At 34.2% G+C, this 19,149-nt stretch carries 16 protein-coding genes; 14 read left to right on the forward strand and 2 right to left on the reverse strand.

The genetic code is table 11. The features are described from left to right. Positions 1-215: 215 nt before the first annotated feature. The gene (gene glf / locus EHQ49_RS12810; protein WP_135580087.1) at positions 216-1,358 is read left to right on the forward strand and encodes a UDP-galactopyranose mutase; all 1,143 of its coding nucleotides are present in this window, start codon (positions 216-218) and stop codon (positions 1,356-1,358) included. A 1-nt stretch (position 1,359) separates the two neighbouring features. On the opposite strand, the gene EHQ49_RS12815 is transcribed toward glf, so the two are convergent. After that, positions 1,360-2,088: a glycosyltransferase family 2 protein gene (locus EHQ49_RS12815; protein WP_135580089.1), complete on the reverse strand. Its 729-nt coding sequence runs from the start codon at positions 2,086-2,088 to the stop codon at positions 1,360-1,362. A gap of 159 nt (positions 2,089-2,247) precedes the next feature. Here EHQ49_RS12815 and rfbC point away from each other — a divergent pair, with 159 nt between their 5' ends. From rfbC to EHQ49_RS12880, 13 genes are all read left to right on the forward strand, one after another. Next, on the forward strand, positions 2,248-2,796 hold the full coding sequence (rfbC, locus tag EHQ49_RS12820; RefSeq protein WP_135580091.1) for a dTDP-4-dehydrorhamnose 3,5-epimerase: 549 nt from the start codon (positions 2,248-2,250) through the stop codon (positions 2,794-2,796). A gap of 69 nt (positions 2,797-2,865) precedes the next feature. Then, positions 2,866-3,927, forward strand: coding sequence for a dTDP-glucose 4,6-dehydratase (gene rfbB, locus EHQ49_RS12825; RefSeq protein WP_135580093.1), 1,062 nt, complete (start codon positions 2,866-2,868; stop codon positions 3,925-3,927). Further along, a complete protein-coding gene (gene rfbA / locus EHQ49_RS12830; protein WP_135580095.1) occupies positions 3,924-4,805 on the forward strand; it encodes a glucose-1-phosphate thymidylyltransferase RfbA in 882 nt (293 codons plus the stop codon). The genes rfbB and rfbA overlap by 4 nt, the downstream gene beginning before the upstream one ends. 21 nt (positions 4,806-4,826) lie before the next feature. Next, entirely contained in the window at positions 4,827-5,699 is an 873-nt protein-coding gene (rfbD, locus tag EHQ49_RS12835; protein WP_135580097.1) for a dTDP-4-dehydrorhamnose reductase, read from the forward strand. A gap of 105 nt (positions 5,700-5,804) precedes the next feature. Next, positions 5,805-6,566, forward strand: coding sequence for a glycosyltransferase family 2 protein (locus EHQ49_RS12840; protein ID WP_135580099.1), 762 nt, complete (start codon positions 5,805-5,807; stop codon positions 6,564-6,566). Positions 6,567-6,639: 73 nt separating this feature from the next. Further along, a complete protein-coding gene (locus tag EHQ49_RS12845) occupies positions 6,640-7,434 on the forward strand; it encodes a glycosyltransferase family 2 protein (RefSeq protein WP_135580101.1) in 795 nt (264 codons plus the stop codon). Between the two features lie 2 nt (positions 7,435-7,436). Beyond that, the gene (locus EHQ49_RS12850) at positions 7,437-9,380 is read left to right on the forward strand and encodes an O-antigen ligase family protein (protein ID WP_135580103.1); all 1,944 of its coding nucleotides are present in this window, start codon (positions 7,437-7,439) and stop codon (positions 9,378-9,380) included. Continuing rightward, complete coding sequence (locus EHQ49_RS12855; RefSeq protein WP_135580105.1) at positions 9,377-10,519, forward strand: glycosyltransferase family 2 protein; 1,143 nt, start codon at positions 9,377-9,379, stop codon at positions 10,517-10,519. Before EHQ49_RS12850 ends, EHQ49_RS12855 begins: the two co-directional genes overlap by 4 nt. Position 10,520: 1 nt before the next feature. Continuing rightward, positions 10,521-12,053 carry an LA_3751/LA_3752 family putative glycosyltransferase gene (locus tag EHQ49_RS12860; RefSeq protein ID WP_135580106.1) on the forward strand — a complete coding sequence of 511 codons (1,533 nt, stop codon included), beginning with the start codon at positions 10,521-10,523 and terminating at the stop codon, positions 12,051-12,053. Then, on the forward strand, positions 12,050-13,663 hold the full coding sequence (locus EHQ49_RS12865; protein ID WP_135580109.1) for an LA_3751/LA_3752 family putative glycosyltransferase: 1,614 nt from the start codon (positions 12,050-12,052) through the stop codon (positions 13,661-13,663). Before EHQ49_RS12860 ends, EHQ49_RS12865 begins: the two co-directional genes overlap by 4 nt. Then, a complete protein-coding gene (locus EHQ49_RS12870; RefSeq protein ID WP_135580110.1) occupies positions 13,660-15,063 on the forward strand; it encodes a glycosyltransferase family 39 protein in 1,404 nt (467 codons plus the stop codon). The genes EHQ49_RS12865 and EHQ49_RS12870 overlap by 4 nt, the downstream gene beginning before the upstream one ends. After that, positions 15,060-16,256 (forward strand): acyltransferase family protein, encoded by a 1,197-nt coding sequence (locus EHQ49_RS12875; protein WP_135580111.1) that lies wholly within the window; start codon positions 15,060-15,062, stop codon positions 16,254-16,256. Before EHQ49_RS12870 ends, EHQ49_RS12875 begins: the two co-directional genes overlap by 4 nt. 203 nt (positions 16,257-16,459) lie before the next feature. Next, entirely contained in the window at positions 16,460-17,452 is a 993-nt protein-coding gene (locus EHQ49_RS12880; RefSeq protein ID WP_135580112.1) for a glycosyltransferase family 2 protein, read from the forward strand. Positions 17,453-17,475: 23 nt separating this feature from the next. Here the strand turns inward: EHQ49_RS12880 and EHQ49_RS12885 are convergent, their stop codons facing one another. Continuing rightward, entirely contained in the window at positions 17,476-19,032 is a 1,557-nt protein-coding gene (locus EHQ49_RS12885) for an LA_3751/LA_3752 family putative glycosyltransferase (protein ID WP_244241480.1), read from the reverse strand. Positions 19,033-19,149 lie beyond the last annotated feature (117 nt).

A 19,149-nucleotide genomic window follows, 5' to 3' on the forward strand; every position in this document is an offset into this window, starting at 1 on the left:
TATGGGCAATATATAATAATCTTAGAATTAATTCTTTGAAAAGTATCTTCGTTTTCTTTTTTTGAAGTTTAATCATGAAGGATTTCTGTAAAAACAATCGAACTAAGAATTTATAAAAACTTAGATCTTTATCTTCTGTAAACTGTTTTAAGAGAAAAATTTAAAATATTCTGAAAATCCCTTGATATCGTATAACCTTTTATTTTTTTACTAATATGGATTATTCACGGTTTCCCATTGTTGTTGTAGGGTCGGGTTTTTTTGGCTCGGTCATTGCTGAGAGAGTTGCTTCTGAATTAAAAAAAGAAGTTCTCGTAATTGAAAAGAGAAATCATATCGGCGGAAATTGTTATTCCGAAATCAATCCAGAAACCGGAATTGAATTCCATACCTATGGAACTCATATTTTCCATACTTCTAATCAAAAGGTTTGGGATTATATCCACGGTTTTACTGAATTCAATAATTATTATCATCAGGTCCTAACAACTTTTAAAAATAAAGTCTACCAAATGCCTATCAATTTGGAGACAATCAATCAGTATTACGGTTTGAATCTCAAACCGTATGAGGTAGATTCTTTTTTAGAAAAGGAGAAGGCCAAAGAAAAATTCGACCATCCACCGCAAAACTTTGAAGAAAAAGCAGTATCATTGATCGGTCGACCTTTGTATGAAGCGTTCATTAAAGGTTATACAAAGAAACAATGGAACAAAGATCCTAAAGAGTTACCTGAGTTTATTTTAAACCGTTTGCCCATTCGTAAAAATTACAATGAAAGTTACTACTATAGTCGGTGGCAGGGGATTCCTAAGGATGGTTATGGGAAGATTTTCGAAAGGATGCTTGCGAATCCTTTGATCACAACTTGTCTGAATACCAATTTTTTTGACATAAAGGATAAAATTCCCAAAGAAACAATTTTAATCTATAGTGGTCCAATAGATCAATACTTTGATTATAAGTTTGGCAAATTGGAATATCGTACTCTGCGTTTTGAAACAGAAATACATCCTGTTGATGATTACCAAGGTACATCCGTTATGAATTATGCTGAAGAAGAAGTTCCTTTTACCAGAATTCATGAACCAAGGCATTTACATCCAGAAAGAACTTATGGAAACTCAACGTTAACCATTAAAGAATTTTCATCATTAGATGACGGATCCAATCCATACTATCCTATTAATGATAAGCGAAATACTGATCTAGTAAAGGTTTATCGAAAGGAAGCTGATTCTTTGAAAAATGTTTTTATCAGTGGTAGGTTGGGCGATTATAAGTATTTCGATATGCACGAAACAATTGATGCTGCCCTGACATTATTCGAAAATCAAATCCGTTCGAGATTGGGATAACTTAAAACCTCTTGATAAGGAACTTAAAAAGTTCCTTAAACATAATCAATCTTCCTCGGATGATTTGAAAGATACTCCTTTTTGTGCCACCTAACCCTCTTAAGGTAAAAGTGTTTTGGTGTCTTCTGTAATAGATGAAAGGAGTATCTAATAGAAACACCTTACCTGTTAACTCGGCAACGAGTCCCAACCAAAGATCGTGACCAATTTCTTTCGTTTTAGGAAAGGGAATTGCTTTATCTAAAATAGTCCTTCGGAATGCCATACAAGAGCCGTAATAGGAGCTTCTTGTAATATTTTTGATAATTCCTTTTTTAGACCCGAACAAATTAAAAAAGGAGGAGTGGGTCACGTTCAAGTTTTCATCAGTAACAATTGAGTTATGTAAAACCAAATCATAACTTTTCAATATCTCGTTAATGGTATTTACTTTGTTATCCAACCAAAGATCGTCTTGGTCTGATAAATAAACGTAATCTCCTGAAGCTTTTACTAACGCATTTTGGAAATTTTGAATTGGATCTCTGAATTTCTGATTCAGAAATAATTGTATTCTGGAGTCTTCGGATGCAAATTTTTCTAAAATTTTTACTGTTCGGTCGGAAGAGGAATCATCAGAAATAATCACTTCATCGTTTTCTGACAATTGTATGAGGATAGAATTTAGTTGGTCCGCAATATATTTCTCACCGTTATATGTTGCCATACATACTGAAATTTTTGGTTTCATAAATGTAACTCCCAATCTATTTCAGTTTCTTTATCTGAAAACAAAATATTGTTAATCGTTCCGTTCGAATCCTTGATAATTTTCTTCTATTGACATGTCCCTCTTGGGAAAAGAACTTGTTTGAAGAGTTCGATAAAGGACATTTTAAAGCATAAATCTATGAAAACTCAAAATTTCCCTATTTCGGGACCAGTGCTCATTTTGCCTACGGTTCATGGCGATGATAGGGGCTTCTTTTTGGAGTCGTTTAAGGCTTCGGAATATGCTGCCTTAGGTATTCCTGAACTTTTCCAACAGGACAATCATTCTAAATCCAATCGTAATGTTTTGCGAGGACTCCACTTTCAAGCTCCACCGATGGATCAGGGAAAGTTGGTTCGGGTAGTAAAGGGGTCTGTATTGGATGTTGCCGTTGATATTAGAAAAAACTCAAAAACCTACGGACAACATGTATCTGTAACTCTCACAGAGAAAAATCATGAAATCTTTTGGGTTCCATCCGGTTTTGCTCATGGGTTTCTTGTTTTAGAAGACAATACTGAATTTTTATATAAAGTAACGAATGAATACTCTAAGGAGTCCGAGGGTGGAATCTTGTTTAATGATCCGGCTCTCGGAATTGATTGGGGTATCGACACAGACAGTTGTATATTATCCGAAAAAGATAAACAGCTAACATTACTTAAAGATCTTATCAGTCCCTTTTAGAGAATTTGATAATTTTTTTACATAATTTATATAGTAATAACACAATTAAAAGGCAGTAAAGGTCAAAGAATGAAAGATAGAAGGATTCTTGTCACTGGTGGGGCTGGTTTTATTGGCTCGAATTTTGTTCACACGATACTCGAATCGACGGAAAATGTATCTATCATTGTTGTTGATAAATTAACATATGCAGGTAATTTAAAAAATCTAGATAAGTGGAAAAACGATTCAAGGCTTCAATTTATTAAATTAGATATTACTGATAAAACCGAAGTGTTTTCTAAATTGGAAAATATCCCTGTCACTGAGATTGCACATTTTGCAGCAGAATCACATGTCGATAGATCCATTCTTGGACCCGAGGAATTTGTAAAAACAAATCTAATGGGGAGTTTTTACATGTTGGAATTTGCGAGAATGTTACATGCCCAAAATAAACTAAGGTTATTTCTACATGTTTCTACCGACGAGGTGTTTGGTTCTTTAAGTGCAGAAGGAGCATTTACTGAAACAACCCCTTATGCACCTAACTCTCCTTATTCCGCATCAAAGGCTGGATCGGATCATTTGGTTCGTGCATATTTTCACACTTACGGTTTACCAGTCATTACAACGAATTGTTCTAATAATTATGGTCCATTTCATTTTCCGGAAAAGTTAATTCCTCTTATGATCTTGAACTGTCTTCAAGGGAAATCACTTCCCGTTTATGGCACTGGAGAAAATGTAAGAGACTGGTTGTATGTGAAAGATCATTGCCTTGCCATTGATTTAGTGATGCGAACTGGTAAGTTTGGGGAAACTTATAATATTGGTACTCGAAACGAAAAAAACAATTTAGAAATTGTTTATAAAATATGCGAATTAATGGATGAAAGAAATCCTAAAGGTGCACCTCATAAAAAGTTGATTCAGTTTGTTAAGGACAGGCCTGGTCATGATTTTCGTTATGCAATAGATCCTGCAAAAATCGAAAATGAATTAGGTTGGAAACCAAAATATAAGTTTGAAGAGGCCATTGAACAAACTGTTGATTGGTTTTTGGCGAATAGATCCTGGTGGGAAGAAATTCTATCCGGCGAATATAATAAATACTACGATTCACAATATAAGGAATTAAAAGATAAATGAAGGGTATCATTTTAGCCGGTGGTTCGGGAACACGTCTGTATCCAGTGACAAAGGTTGTGAGTAAACAATTACTGCCTATTTATGACAAACCAATGATTTATTATCCTTTAAGTACCTTAATGTTGGCGGGAATTAAAGAGGTTTTAATTATTTCAACCCCAGAGTCTACCCCTCTATTTCGAGAGATGTTAGGTGATGGTTCTCAATGGGGGATTTCTCTTCAATATGAGGTTCAACCGTCTCCAGATGGATTAGCGCAGGCCTTTCTTATCGGGGAAAAGTTTTTGAACGGCGGTGAACCATCAGCTTTGATTTTAGGAGATAATATTTTCTTTGGTCACGGTATGGAAGAACAACTAAGTGCTGCAGTAGCCAAAAAGAATGGTGCAACTGTTTTTGCTTATCATGTAAATGATCCCGAGAGATACGGTGTTGTTGAATTTGATGCTGAAAGAAGGGCAGTTTCGATCGAAGAAAAACCAATTAAACCTAAAAGTAGTTATGCTGTTACCGGCTTGTATTTTTACGATGCAAAGGTCGTTGAATACGCAAAACAAGTTAAACCATCCAAAAGAGGGGAACTTGAGATCACCGATCTAAATAAGATTTATTTAGAAAAAGGCAATTTGGATGTACAACTGATGGGTAGAGGATATGCCTGGCTTGACACAGGTACTCATGAATCTCTTCTTGAAGCATCAACTTTTGTTGAGACTGTTGAGAGACGGCAGGGCCTTAAAATTGCCTGTCCGGAAGAGATCGCTTATCGTAAAGGTTATATCTCTAAAAAAGAATTGGAAAATTTAGCCGAACCTCTGAAAAAAAATGGATACGGTCAGTATTTGCTTCGAATTTTAAACGAAACTATTTATTCCTAAGAACTAAGAAATCAAAATAAAATGAAAACAATTCTAGTTACAGGATCAACGGGGCAATTAGGAAATGAACTTTTACAATTATCTCATTTGGAGAAAGATTATCGTTTCGAGTTTGTCGATCGTTCTCAATTGAATTTAGCTTCCGAAGAGAGTGTTCGGGATTTTTTCACTAATAAAACTTCTTCCGATTATTTGTCTATTATCAATGCAGCAGCCTATACGGCAGTAGATTTAGCCGAAAAAGATAAACATAGTGCGGAGTTGGTAAATGTGGATGGTCCGAGAAACCTAGCTCAGTATGCAAAGTCAATAGGTGCAAAATTGATTCATGTTTCGACAGATTTTGTTTTTGATGGAAATCATTCTCGCCCTTATAATGAAACAGATTTAAAAAATCCCATATCCGTTTACGGAAAAACAAAATCGGATGGGGAGGATTCTGTTTTAGAAGTAAATCCAGATTCTATTATCCTAAGAACATCATGGGTCTATTCACAGTTTGGAAAAAATTTCTTTAATACCATTGCCAGATTGTCCAAAGAAAAGGAGAGTTTGCGAGTTGTCGCTGATCAGATAGGTTCTCCGACTTGGGCAGGCGATTTAGCACGTGTATGTTTTTCTGCTGCTATCTCTGATCAGTCTGGAATTTTTCATTTCTCCAATGAAGGGGTTGCTAGTTGGTATGATTTTGCTTATGAGATTGTTCGAGCCTTTGGGTACCATTGTGAAGTAATACCGATTGCAACGGAAGAGTATCCGACAGATGCCAAACGACCTGCCTACAGTGTGCTGAATAAACAAAAATTCAGGAAAACATTTGAAGTGCAGAATGTTCATTGGAAAGAAAGGTTGTATCGATTGGTTGAAGAGGTGAAGGGCCAGAAGTTAACGTAAATTTTAAAACAGGCCCATCCATTCAAAAATATCGAATCCGGCTTGTTTTCTATTTTGATTTTTCCTTTCTAATAAACCAATCCCTTTAAAATGAAGTAAATTTTTATGCCTAAAGTATCTGTAATTATGCCTGCTTACAATGCAGTTTCCTATCTCGAGGAATCTGTGAACTCTTTAAAGAATCAAATCTTTACCGATTGGGAATTGTTACTTGTGGACGATTGTTCTAAAGATGAAACGGCTTCTTTAGCAAAAAAAATTGCGAGTACCGATTCTCGTATTCAGTTTATCGCTAAGGAAAAAAATTCCGGATCTGCTGACACACGTAATACGGGGATCAAATTGGCTAAGGGAGAGTTTATCGCTTTTTTGGATGCCGACGATTTGTGGGAGCCGGATTTTTTAGAAAAAATGATTCCATTTATGGAGGAATCCAAAGCTCCCTTTTCCTTTGCGTCCTACCGAATCATCGATGAAGATGGATTCGAATTTTGTGAACCGTTCCTAGTAAAATCTAAGAAATATTCGTATCGAGATTTGTTACATTACAATCGAGTCGGTCTGCTCACGGCTATTTATCATGTTCCGAGTGTTGGGAAAAAATTCTTTGATCCAAGTTTGAAAAGTTTAAGGGATGATTATGCGCTCTGGCTTGATATCCTTCGGGACGGTAAAATTGCGTATGCCAATTCTGAAATTTTAGCACGGTATCGTGTCCGTAGGGGAGCTGCTACATCTAACAAGAAAAAAGTGATGTTAGCCCATTTCCGTATGTTAAAAAACCGTGAAAATATTTCTGCAGTTTATGCCTTAATCCTAACATTGATTCACGGCATAATGGGTCTTCGTAAATATAGAAATAAATAGCGAATTCCCTATCTCATATAATGCTTTTTACCGCTTGACTTTCATTTATCTCCATAATTCCTAGATAGTATCTATGGTCGCTAGACGTAACCTCGGAAGTTCTGAGAAAGCAAACAAAACATCCCTAATCATTCCTATTTATAATGAATCCGGTCATTTGGAGGAATTCTTAGGAAAGATAGACTCCCTTCAATTGCCTACAAAAAAAGAACTTGTATTCATCGACGATGCATCTCGCGATCATTCGCTTGCCATTTTAAAAGAATTTCGTTTTCGTTCCGAACATAAGATTTTGATCCAAGAAAAAAATCAAGGAAAGGGTGCGGCGTTGCACCGGGGAATTGCTGAGGCAACAGGAAATATTATTATTGTTCAAGATGCAGATTTTGAATATGATATGGAAGAAATCCATATGCTCATAGAGCCAATTGCTAAGGGTAAAGCGGATGTTGTGTTCGGTTCTCGTTTTAAAAAAGACGGACGTCAAGTACATCGCACCTTTCATTATTTGATCAATCGCATCCTTACAATACTTTCCAATTTTCTCAGTGGCCTTTACCTCACTGATATGGAAACTTGTTACAAAGCATTTAAAGCTGAGATTGTTCAGAATATTAATTTGGAATCAAAACGATTTGGATTTGAGCCGGAGATTACGGCTAAGTTGGCACGGCTAAAAATCAGAGTTTTAGAATTCCCTATTTCTTATTTCCCAAGGAATTATTTAGAAGGGAAAAAAATTACTTGGAAGGATGGAGTGGCAGCACTTCGTCACATTCTATACTTCAACCTAATAGTTTCCAAGAAGAGTTTTTTTTACAAATCTATGCCAGATAAATACATTCCTAAAACTGCCAACTGGCTTTAAAAATGAAGAGAATTCTACTTCTCCTTTTTGATTTTTTAATCTTTTTTGGTTTTTTAAGTCTTTTCTTTGGAGAAACAAACCAAAAATTTTTTAGAAATGATGCGATTGGTTTAGGATTTTTTCTTTTTACGATTTATTTCGTTTGGAATTTTAAAAAGAAGAAAAACTCTTTTTCTTCTTTATTTCACCTTCTCTTTGTTATATTACTCTCTAATTTTGTTTTTTTTAAATTAGCCGAGTATGATCCCATTCAGCTCCTGCCAGAAAAACTTGCGATTAAGTTGTTTATGTTTTTCTGGTCTCTTGGCTTAATTTACCTTCACTCCAAGTATTCAGAGAAAGAATTTTTTTCCTTTGGTAGCATTTTAGCAATTTTACCATGTTTTGTGACATCTAATTTTATGAGTTATCCGGTAATTCCCATTGGATTTGCACTCGTCCTTACCATTAGACATCAAGAATTAATTCAAAATCGAATCAATTGGCTTCTGCTTGTTGGACTTGCTATCTTTTTATACTGGATTGTAAGAGATTGGTATGACGATTTTGCTTTAATTCGAATTATTCTACTATTTGAAGTATTGGTTTTTGTTTCTATTGCTAGGACCTGGAGAGAAGAGAACAAACAAATCATAGTGGATGGATTGCTTTGGGCATTTCTCATCAATGCTGTTATACTTTCTATTAAAATGTTTTTGGAGCCAAATTTTAGCATTAGCTCTTATCGCGAGGATTTATTCCTTATTCCTGTAAGTTTGATCGGATCAAATTCATTTTTAGTATTAGGACTTGCTGTTTACTCTATGCAGCTAGGGAAGCGATATAAAAATCTGTTTTACTTTGTAGTTTTGCTTTTTGCATCTTTTTTACTCATGATCTCTGTTTCAAGAATATCAATACTCTCGGTTGGTTTACTTGTCTTTTTAACTATGTGGAATCAGCGTTCGAATTCAGTGAAAAAGGTTCTCTTGGTTTTGGCTGTTCCTATCGCACTTTTATATATTTTATTTTCTATATATTCTGAAAAGATGCTTTTAGATATGGGGACAATCGGAATCCGTTTGTCCATTTGGAAGTTGCATTTTTTTTCCACACTTACCAATGCACCGATATTGGGTTTAGGTTTTAATCCAGAAAAAGTAATTCCGTTTTTAGATGTACGTTATTTATCTATTGCTGACTTTGAGTTCGTGAAAGACTATATGATACACTTTCATACTTTTCCTTTAGCACATAATTTGTATTTTCAGATGTTTAGTTCGGTAGGGATTGCCGGGGTTTTGGTTTTTTTCTATTTTGTGTTTTTTTATTCAGTACGATTTGTTAAAAAGTATAATCAGTTTTTACCCAAAGAAAGATTATTGGTTACTATCCTTTTTATTTGGTTAATACATGAGTTTCTTGATTTCAGTAGTTTAGAAGTTGCGAATGTCTTTTTTTTGGGTATTACAACTGTATGTCTCTTACATCCTACGTTTGATGAAGATAAGAATATTGAGAAGGTAAATCCATTTTTTTCAAAAATCTTCTTAACTATTTCTTTTTCCTTATTACTCTTGTTTTCTATTCGGTTTGGTTTTGTAGAACAATCAATTTTTAAGTATTATAAATACGTGCAGCTTTCTTCTTTTTACGAATTTCAATCTAAAACAGATTCCTCTCTGCGTCAGCTAGAGGATCAAGATTCAGATTTCTTTGAAAATTGGAAGATTCGTTTTTTAGGTGAAAGGTATTTTTTTCTTGAACTTGCGTTAGCTACAGGAACGAAAAGGGAAGCTCATTTACTTGTTCAATGTTTTGAAACTATGCCTCGGAAGGAACTTTGTTCTGCTAATTTAATGGCTTATGTGATCAAACAACAAAAGATGGAAAACGCTCTTCATATGAGTCGATATTTTCTATCAACGAAAGATCCATTTGGAATTTATACTCGGGACTTTTTATGAAAAAAAAGAAATCAATTTCCTTTGTCATTCCTTGTTTAAATGAGGAGAAGACCCTTCCTTTGGTTCTAGAAAAACTAGTAACCATTCAGAGAGATTATAAAAACCAATACGACATTGAGATATTAGTATCCGATAACGGTAGTAAAGATAAATCGATAGTTATTGCAAAAAAATTTGGTGCAACAGTAGTTTCTGCTCTAGAAAAGGGATACGGATCCGCTCTTGATACAGGAATTAGGAGTGCCAAAGGTGAAATCATTGTTTTTGCTGATGCAGATGATACATATGATTTTTTGGAATCTCCCGCACTCATTGAAAAACAAATCGAAACAAATTGTGATATGGTCATTGGTTCTCGGTTAGACGGTAAAATTCATACTGGAGCCATGCCTTTTTTACATCGTTACTTAGGGACCCCTGTAATTAATTGGATTATCAATTTACTTTATGCTAAAAAAACAAAGATTCATGATAGTAATTCTGGATTCCGTTGTTTTAAAAAAGAAAGTTATTTAAAATGGAATGTAAAAAGTAAGGGAATGGAATTTGCATCAGAACTTTTGATCAAAGCTTTGATCAATGATTCTACTATGTATCATGTTCCAGTTTCCTTGTATCCTGATAAGGCTGGAAGAATTCCTCACTTACGTACATGGCGCGATGGAATGAGGCATTTATTGAGGATTTTATTTTATGCTCCTCATCTATTTGAACGAGTAGGTATTTCCATATTTTTTGTTGCATGGTCTCAACTTATTGTTTCTGTATTTGTAGGAAAGGTAATCACCATATCCGGCGTTAATTTGTATGGATTACATTCTATGGTATTATTTTCCTTTTTTTCAATTTTGGGTTTGAGTTTTTGGGGAACTGGACTTCTGATCGCAACCAAACAGCCGAGGATTAGTAGGATATATCAGTCAATTTTATCTATGGAAGAAGACCGACTTTTTTTCGTATTGTTAAGTGGTTTCGGAATCATTGTTTTGGCGGTCATTTGGATATTTTTGCAATGGCAAAAATCTGGTTTTGTTTTTATTAATTTTGAACGTGAATTTATTGTTGCAACTAACCTCAGCTTGGCTCTGTTTATCTTTGGTTTGCAAGCTGTGACAGCACATATCATTAAAAGAGATTAAAATGAGCTTTCCCAGAAGGCTGTTTATCTATTTTCTCCTTCTACTAATTCCCATTTTCTATAGATGGAAGTGGAATGACAATACTGTATTTGTTTCTAGTGACCCTGAAATTAAATACTATCAAGTCATTCATAACCTTGAAGGTGGTCCTGCTGAGGATTGTTATTTTCCAGCTAAAGATTTGGGGTTCGATACTTCCATGATCCCATTTGGATACCCATGGGCTTTCTTTTTGAAAGACGGAAATTGTGTATTTCAATACCCAGTATTGTTTAGCTGGATTCAAAAAATCTTAATTACCATTTCATCCAAGAAGTGGATCACTTATATTCCCATTCTATTTTTCTTTTTTAATTTTTATCTTCTGGATCGAATATTGACTAGATACGAGAAGAGGGGATTTGTAATATTAGTTGCCGTTTTATGCATTCAATGTCTAACTCCGATTTTTCTTTCTGCTTTAGATTATTCCGAGTTAACACTAACCAATTTTTTCTTTTTATCTGCAATATTATCCTTCCTTGAGTTTCAAGAAGAAAAACGCTTTCGTTACGGAGTCCTTCTTGCGGTTGCCATTGTTTTTAATTTCCAACTTCGTCCAGAATCCACAATTGCCCTTATTTTCTTTTTAGGGATTGGTTTTGGACTGGATCCTAATAAATGGAAGTTAACAAAGAATCTCATCCCATATATTCTTCTTTGTCTCCTAGTACAAATAGTCTTCTTTTATTGGAATCATCAAGTGTATGGTCATATACTTGGAATGCGAGGATTAAACACAGTGACCGATATGGGATCTGGAGCGATTCAAAGGAACCTGATTCGAGAATGGCTTGCGGATTTATGGGGTAACGAATTTAAAATTGGAATTTTTAAAGGGTATCCGATTTTATTTTTAGGTCTCATTGTATTGTGTTGGGAAAGGAAGTCCGAGATTTTTCCCTTTTTGTTTTCTGGTCTGTTGTTTATATTTCTTTTACCAATTTTATCACCTTACCGAGCAGGTGTGGATATATTTGGAATGCGATATTATGAAAGTGGCATTTATCTTCTAATGCTTGGTGTTTTTTTATCCTTTGCTAAAAGAGAATACACACTTTTATATTTTTTAATTTTATTACCTTTTCTTTATTTCTCTTACAAATCAGATTCAAGGGCCATCAAACAATGGTCATCTTCTGCTAAGTTATATCATCAAATTATGAAACAGATCGATTCACTAGAACCAGACCTGATTGTCCAACGTGGACTTTCTTTGTCTTATCTAGTTGGTGATAGTTATATTAAATATCCACAGGTCGCTGTTTATTCTAACGAAGATTGGGAAAAAGTTGAAACGATTCTGGGAAATCAAAAAATGAAAATTTTATATTTACAATGGGAGGGAAATAAACTCGTGAATGAGGAATTTCCTTCTACTATATGGAAAGAAAAATTTGATATTAATTTTGAACTAAAACCGGTCGTTTATAAGATTCAGTCTAAACATTCGCTGGCTCACTTTAAAGGTTTTCTTTTGGAGAAACAGAAATGAAGAAAATTCTAAATTGGATGAATCATTTGCAGTTGGCGATAACGAATCCAAAAGTCATTATTTCTGTTTTAGTTTTCTGTGTTGGTTTTTTGATTTTCAAACGGATTGGATGGGATAGTGGACTTGGTCCTTTAATGCAGTCGGATTCTCAAATCAAACTCTATCAAACATTGGAATATAAAGAGAGAGGAATTAATTCTCATCAGTGTTTTTCCAAATACCATGACTTCGATTCGGACTTCCGGTTTTATCCCTTTCGTTATCCATGGGCTTACTTTACTACAGAAGTTAATGGTCAGAGGACCTGTGTTTTTCAATATCCAAGTTTCTTTGCACAGTTTTTTTCCCTATTTCCTATTCCCTATCGCGCTTATAATGCCGTTATACTTTTACTTTATTTATTTTTGAGTTGTTCTGTTGTATTGTTTTTACGTTCGATTTTCGCGATAAAGAAAGTAGAATACTTAGGATTAGCAGGGCTTTTGTTTTTAGTCGGATACGCTGTATCAAGTGCTATTGAATTTTCAGAGAGTATCCCAGCTCATCTGCTTTTACTTTCTTTTTTCTACTCCGTTTTTCGTTTGGAAAGCACAGCGAAAAGTTCTATTGTCCGCGATTTCTTTTTTGGTTTTTGTGGGGGAGTTGCGATTTTCCTACGTTCCGAATCAGTAATATATATCGGATTTTTAGGTTTAGTTGTTCTGTATTACAATCGAAGCCAGTTACTATTGTTTGTAAAAAAGTATTGTCCACTTGTTTTCGGTTTGGTTTTCGCTTTGGTTTTATTTGGTTATTATAACTATAACGAATTCCAAGAGGTTCTTGGCGTTCGAAGTAAGGTTAGTTTCGATGATTTTTCTAGATTACTTTTTAAAGAAAGAATTCATTTAGTTTTTGAATTTTTCTTTGGCGATACCAATCGTATTGGTTTTTTATTCTATTGTTTGCCTATTGTGTCTCTGGTTATCTATTCTGTTTTAAAAGTAAATCTAACATATCTGCAAAAAGTAATGATTGTATCCGCGATTCTTTCATTTTTCAGTGTTGTTTTCCTTAGTCCGTATTCTTCTGGAGGATTATACTTAGGTTTACGGTTTACAGAGTTTTCTTATCTTATTATTTCGATTTTTGTTATTTCATTACTTTCGACAGTGACCTTACCGAGAGAACGTCAAATCATTCTTCTTCTGATATTGTTGCAGATTGGATTTGGGCTTTATCACGTTCGGCGAAATTTCAAAACAATTGATTATGTTAAAAAATACCACGATATCTTTCAGGAGAAATTAGAAAAGTATCCGAATGCACCAGTGGTTCATTTGAGCACTTTTGATTTGTTGCTTATATCTGATTCATTTTTGAAAAAACCACATTGGATTGCAAATCGGCAGACCGAATTTAGTGACTTAGAATTAAAGTTTTTGAGCTCTAATGTAAAACATTTTCAAGTATTTGTTTATAATTTTAAGCCACCGAAGGACGATAATGTCACTCAGGAATTCTATGAAAATTGGGTAGATACGAAATACGAAATTAATTCTAAGTATTATAAAAAAGTTTCTGATGAGGAAATCGCCGGGTTTCGTCTGATGTTCTGGGAGAAAAATTGAAACAACAAAATTTTACATTTCATAGATATCGTTTCGAATTAGGCATTCTATTGGTTTTAGCTATTGGGGTTTTTCTTCGACTCTATCAGTTGGATCGCCAAAGTTTATGGGGTGATGAACTTTATTCAGTGTATGGCTCTTCTCTTTCTAGTTGGTCTGATTTTTGGATCTATCTTGCAGAAGACCCTCACCCTCCTTTGTTTCAAATTTTACTTTCTTATTGGATTCGATTTTTACCAAAGTTCACCGAATTTTCGATAAAGTTGTTTCCGGTTTCTATTTCTATACTGAATTTATTTGTGCTTTGGATTTTGACTCAATCTTGGGAAAAACCAAAAAGATTTGTATTTTTATTTCTAATTTCTCTTTCGCCAGGGGCAATTTATTATGCTCAAGAAGTTAGATCTTATTCGCTTCTACTTTGTTTGTCCTCGATTATCCTTGTTTTATTCGTTAATTTAGATAACAAAACCAGTCAGCGATTCCGATTTATCTCTTTAGTTATTACTTCTATCTTAGTTTCTTATGTTCATTTGTTCGGCTTTATTTTTGTCGGAAGTTTATATTTTGTGTTTTGGTTACGGTTTCTATGGAAACGAGATGAACAAACTAGATGGGTTTTTCTTCTTGGTTTATTGACTTTTTTAGCCTTTATTCCTTTTTTATACCAGTTGATGAATGGTACAAAGATTGCTACTGCCAGTTGGATTGATCCTCCAAGTTTGCTATTGTATCTCGCATATTATTCTCTGTTTTTTTATACTTCAAAGAAGTTTTTATTTCTGACAGTGATTGTTCCTATTCTCGTATTCTTTTATTGGATATTTAAAGATATTAGAGGTTGGAAAGGTAGTGATACTAGTGAAAGGTTTTCTTCTTCACAAACATTTCTTTTCGTAGCTTTTTGTATTGTAATTTCTACAAGTCTATTTTCTTTATTTAAACCCATTGTTACCAATCGAAATTGGATCGTAACACTTCCTTTAATTTACTATTTTGTGGCGGATCATCTCAAGGTTGCTGTCGAGCGTTGGTATACCATTGTTGTGTTGATTTTCTTAACTCTTTTTTCTCTTATTGATTTCAAAAAGAATTACTATTTCGTATTTAAGGAAGATTGGAGAGGGGCAGCTCATTTTATTGCAAACAACTGTGAACCCCCAGTTTTATTTTCTGATTCATATCCGGAATATCTGAGTTTGTATTTAAGCTGGGATGGTCATAAAGAATTTTCTCCGGTTCTGACTGGTGCAGATTTAGAGATTTCACAATCAAAAATCTGTGTCGTTAAACGTTTTTTAGGTGGAAATGGTCTTGGGCTTCCTTCATCCGTTGCGATGGAAAAAGTTGGACAATCTTTGTTTTATGGTTTTACTATAGAGGAATACAAAAAGAAATGATAGGAAAGATACTTCAGTATGTTGGCTCGATTTTTGTAAAGAAATCATTTGAGTATGAAAATTTAAATGGAATTAGGGCTTTTTCAATTTTATCAGTTGTTATATTTCATGTTTGGGTTACAGTTAAGCCAATTATCAATGATTCACCTGAGTGGTTATCATTACTTCTGAGTTCTCTTTCTTCGGGGGTCGATTTTTTCTTTTTACTTAGCGGTTTCCTGATTTATGGAGGTCTCAGGCGTGAATACGAAAGCAAGGGTGTAGTTAGTATTTCAGATTTTTTTATCAAACGAAGTCTTCGTATATTCCCAGCATTTTATTTTGCTTTAGCTGTTCTATATTTTTTTAAAAGTTATCAACTATCAAAATTTAACCCAGCATTGATTCAAGACCCAAATGCAGCTGCAATGTTTGAAGAAATTAGAATTGGCCTAGCGAATGTTTGGGTGGATGCCTTGTATTTGACTGACATTTTTCACGTGCCAGTTGTTTATAATGGCGGTTGGTCTCTGTCGATAGAAGAGCATTTTTATCTAATTTTACCTTTTTTCTGTGTTTTTTTCTTTTTTAAAATTAATTTTTCATTTCGACTTTATTTTTACGGACTCTGTTTCATTGTCGCGTTACTTATTCGCTATTTGGTTTCCTTTCCTGATCCAAATATGGATGCTGTTTATTTGTTATATTGCAGATTTGATTCTATTCTCTATGGTATGTTGGTGTATGAATTATACCATCGGTATCCTTGGAGTCAGATTCAAATATTAGGAAAGACCATTTTCTTTTGGATTCTTTTGCTTCTTTCTTGTTCTTTGATTGTATGGATGCATCAAATAGATTCTGGTAGCGCATTTGCTATCGTCTTTCGACCCTCCATTGTTTCTATTGGATTTGGAATTTTAATGTACCTGTCTTTTTTTAATAGAACGATTTTGAATTTGTTTAGTTTTCCTATATTTCGACCATTCGCTAGGTTAGGTTATACAGCATATCTTTGGCATATCATCGTAATTCCTTTGGTTGCGAAAAAGATTACACCATTAGTAATTCGTGAACCAAGTTTGGTTTCAGTATTTATCGCGATTTTCTGGGTTATTTTAAATACATTTCTAATTTCTTGGATTGTTTATTTGATTATCGAACTTCCGTTTTTAAGATGGAAAGAAAGATTGGTCCATCCGGTTAAAATTTAGTAATTGGCTTTAAATCTAATTTGGTAAAGTTTCTAAATGACAAGATTTCAAATGGAGATGGTTGCCATTTTAGTTAAGCGATTTAATGGGAATACTCACTCTTTCTTTGATTTTGCTAGGCCCGGATCAAACCAATTAGCTCACGTACTTCGCAATCGAAAGTCGATTGCGGGAAATTTTAGATTATATCAATTGGGAGTTTTATGAAATATTACTTAGAAGAAAGAAAAAATCCGAATTTATTATCTATCATTATTCCTTGTTACAATGAAGAGTCTGCTCTTCCGTTTCTAAAAGAACGGTTAACCCAACTTTTGAAACTCCTTTCAATGAAAACAGAAATCATTTTTGTCAATGATGGTAGTACGGATGAAACTATTTTTCAATTAGTTGATTGGTCCAAGGTCGATTCAAGAATTCAAGTTGTGAGTCTTTCTCGAAATTTTGGCCACCAAATTGCCGTAACAGCGGGAATGGATTATGCTAAAGGTGATGCTGTTGTTGTTATGGATGCTGATTTACAGGATCCACCCGAAGTGATTTTAGAGATGCTCTCCAAATATCGAGAAGGATATGATGTTGTATATGGGCAAAGACTGGCTCGTTCTGGGGAATCTTTTTTTAAGAAAACGACTGCTTGGGCTTTCTACCGAGTTATGAAGATTTTAGTTCATAAAGATCTTCCGTTGGATTCTGGAGATTTTCGTCTGATTTCGAGAAGGTGTTTGGATGCCTTAAATGGATTACGTGAAAACCATCGGTTCTTACGAGGAATGAATGCGTGGATTGGTTTTCCACAAACTCCTGTGTATTACAATCGTGATCCACGAGTTGCGGGGGAAACAAAATATCCTTTGCAAAAAATGTTAAAATTGGCGATGAATGCAGCAGTTTCTTTTTCTCCATTACCTTTGCGGTTTAGTTTGGGTTTAGGAATTGTTGTGGCAATCATTGGTTTTGGAGTCGGTGTTTATGCACTTTTTCGAGCCTTTCAACATTTTATTTTAAAAATGCCAATTGTTTATAATCCAGGATGGGCCACCATCGTGACATTGATTTGTTTGATTGGAGGATCTATTTTGATCTCAATCGGAATTTTAGGTGAATACATTGCTCGGATTTTTGAAGAATCAAAAGGACGTCCTTTGTATGTGGTTGAGTTCGTGAAAGGTGGAAATCCGAAGACCCGAAAATAAAATCCATTTCATTTTTTGATTTGTTATTTTGATTTTACAGTTCCCGTCCAAATGCGATAGGTTTGTCTATCCAAAATCTGGAAATCACTAGTTATCAATCGCATTTGAGTTTCTAATTTGCCTTCCTCCCATTCAGAAATGGGATATCCCGATTTCCGTTTGTCTTCATTGATTGCCTCTTTCATTTCCTTCGAAAATAGAACTGGATTCCAGGTGATAAAGGCAATTTTTGAATTTGGGTTTGTTGTCAAAATTCTATTTAATAGTTTTGAGTTTAGGTCTGTTGTATAAGAAACGATTACAATATGATCGAAATAATAACTTCCACATGTATAAAAATTTAGATAGTCCTGCAATACAAGAATATCAGGTTTTACCTCTGTTAAAATCGGCGCGAATTTTTTTTCCAAGTTAGTTTTTGACTTTTGTAACTTCGCACCAAGGATTCCCAACGAAAAGGTAAAAAGACCAAAGGTGAGTAAAAAAGAAAAAAACAATTTCTTCCTTTTCTGATAATAATAGCCGAAGAAAGGTTTTAATAAGTAAAGATACGGAAAAATTAGAATTGTATAAAACCTGGGCCCCCAATTGTTAAACCCGTCATTAGGTGCAATGAATGGTATGATGAGAAGTGTTAACGATGTTGCAATTAGGAGAATTTTTTTGGAATCAGATATGGTTTTGTATTTGTACCAATAGACTGTGAACAGAATGAAGGCGAAAGGTAGGTATCCAAAAAAGCCGATCTTTCTATTCGAATAGAATAATAAACTTAGAAACCACTGTAATCTTTTTGAAAAACCAGCGGAAAATCCACTTGAATTTGCTAAAAATCGAGTACCTAAAAAATGTCCATATAAGCTTTGATTGATCGATAAATAAAGAATGAGAAACACTATAGTCGATAGTAAAAATGCAGAATAGGATTTTAGATAACTCTGAAGTTGCTGAAACCCATTTCTTTTTAGATAAAAATATAAATGGCTAAGAAAAAAAATGCCAAAAAAAGGTAATGTGTCTAATCTTACTATGATGATCCAAGCGAGAAAAACACCGCTGATCAATTGAAATGATACCGAACTTCCTTTTTTTAAGAAAGGATATAAAGCAATAGTAGAGAAGGCAAATATCGCCGGTAATTCAGAATACTCCCAACTGAGTGGCCAGAGAAAGGTTCCAAAAAAGGAAATTGTTATCAATAGAAGAGAAAAATGATAATATCTTTTTAAGAAAAAGAAAGTTAAAAGAAGAAAAAGCAGAGAAGTGTATGGCAAAAATGAAATTGGTAATACAAAAAGGAAGGGTGCCAATAAATAAGCAAATTGGATGGGGAAGGCACTAACTAACTTTTCGTTAGTTTTGATATATAAGTTTTTTGCAAGGTGGAAAAACTCTAAATTAGGATCAAAAGCTTTTGCCGGATAATACAAATTATCCGACAAAAAATGATTTTGCCAAATAGAATAGGTTTGTACTGCTTTGTCATGGCTGTCTTGAAAGAGTGAATAACGTGGTTGGGTATATTCGATAGAATAGAAAACTACTAAAATAAAAAAAATCCAAAGGATCCCGGTTTTCATTTTACTATGACTTCTTTTCATTCTTGTGAAATTCCCTTATAAACCTTAGTTAATTCAATTCGTTTTGTATGAATAATCGATTGCTTTCTAACGATTTATCAAGACAGTATGCCAATA

This window comes from Leptospira perdikensis (genome assembly GCF_004769575.1).
Lineage (GTDB): Bacteria > Spirochaetota > Leptospiria > Leptospirales > Leptospiraceae > Leptospira_A > Leptospira_A perdikensis.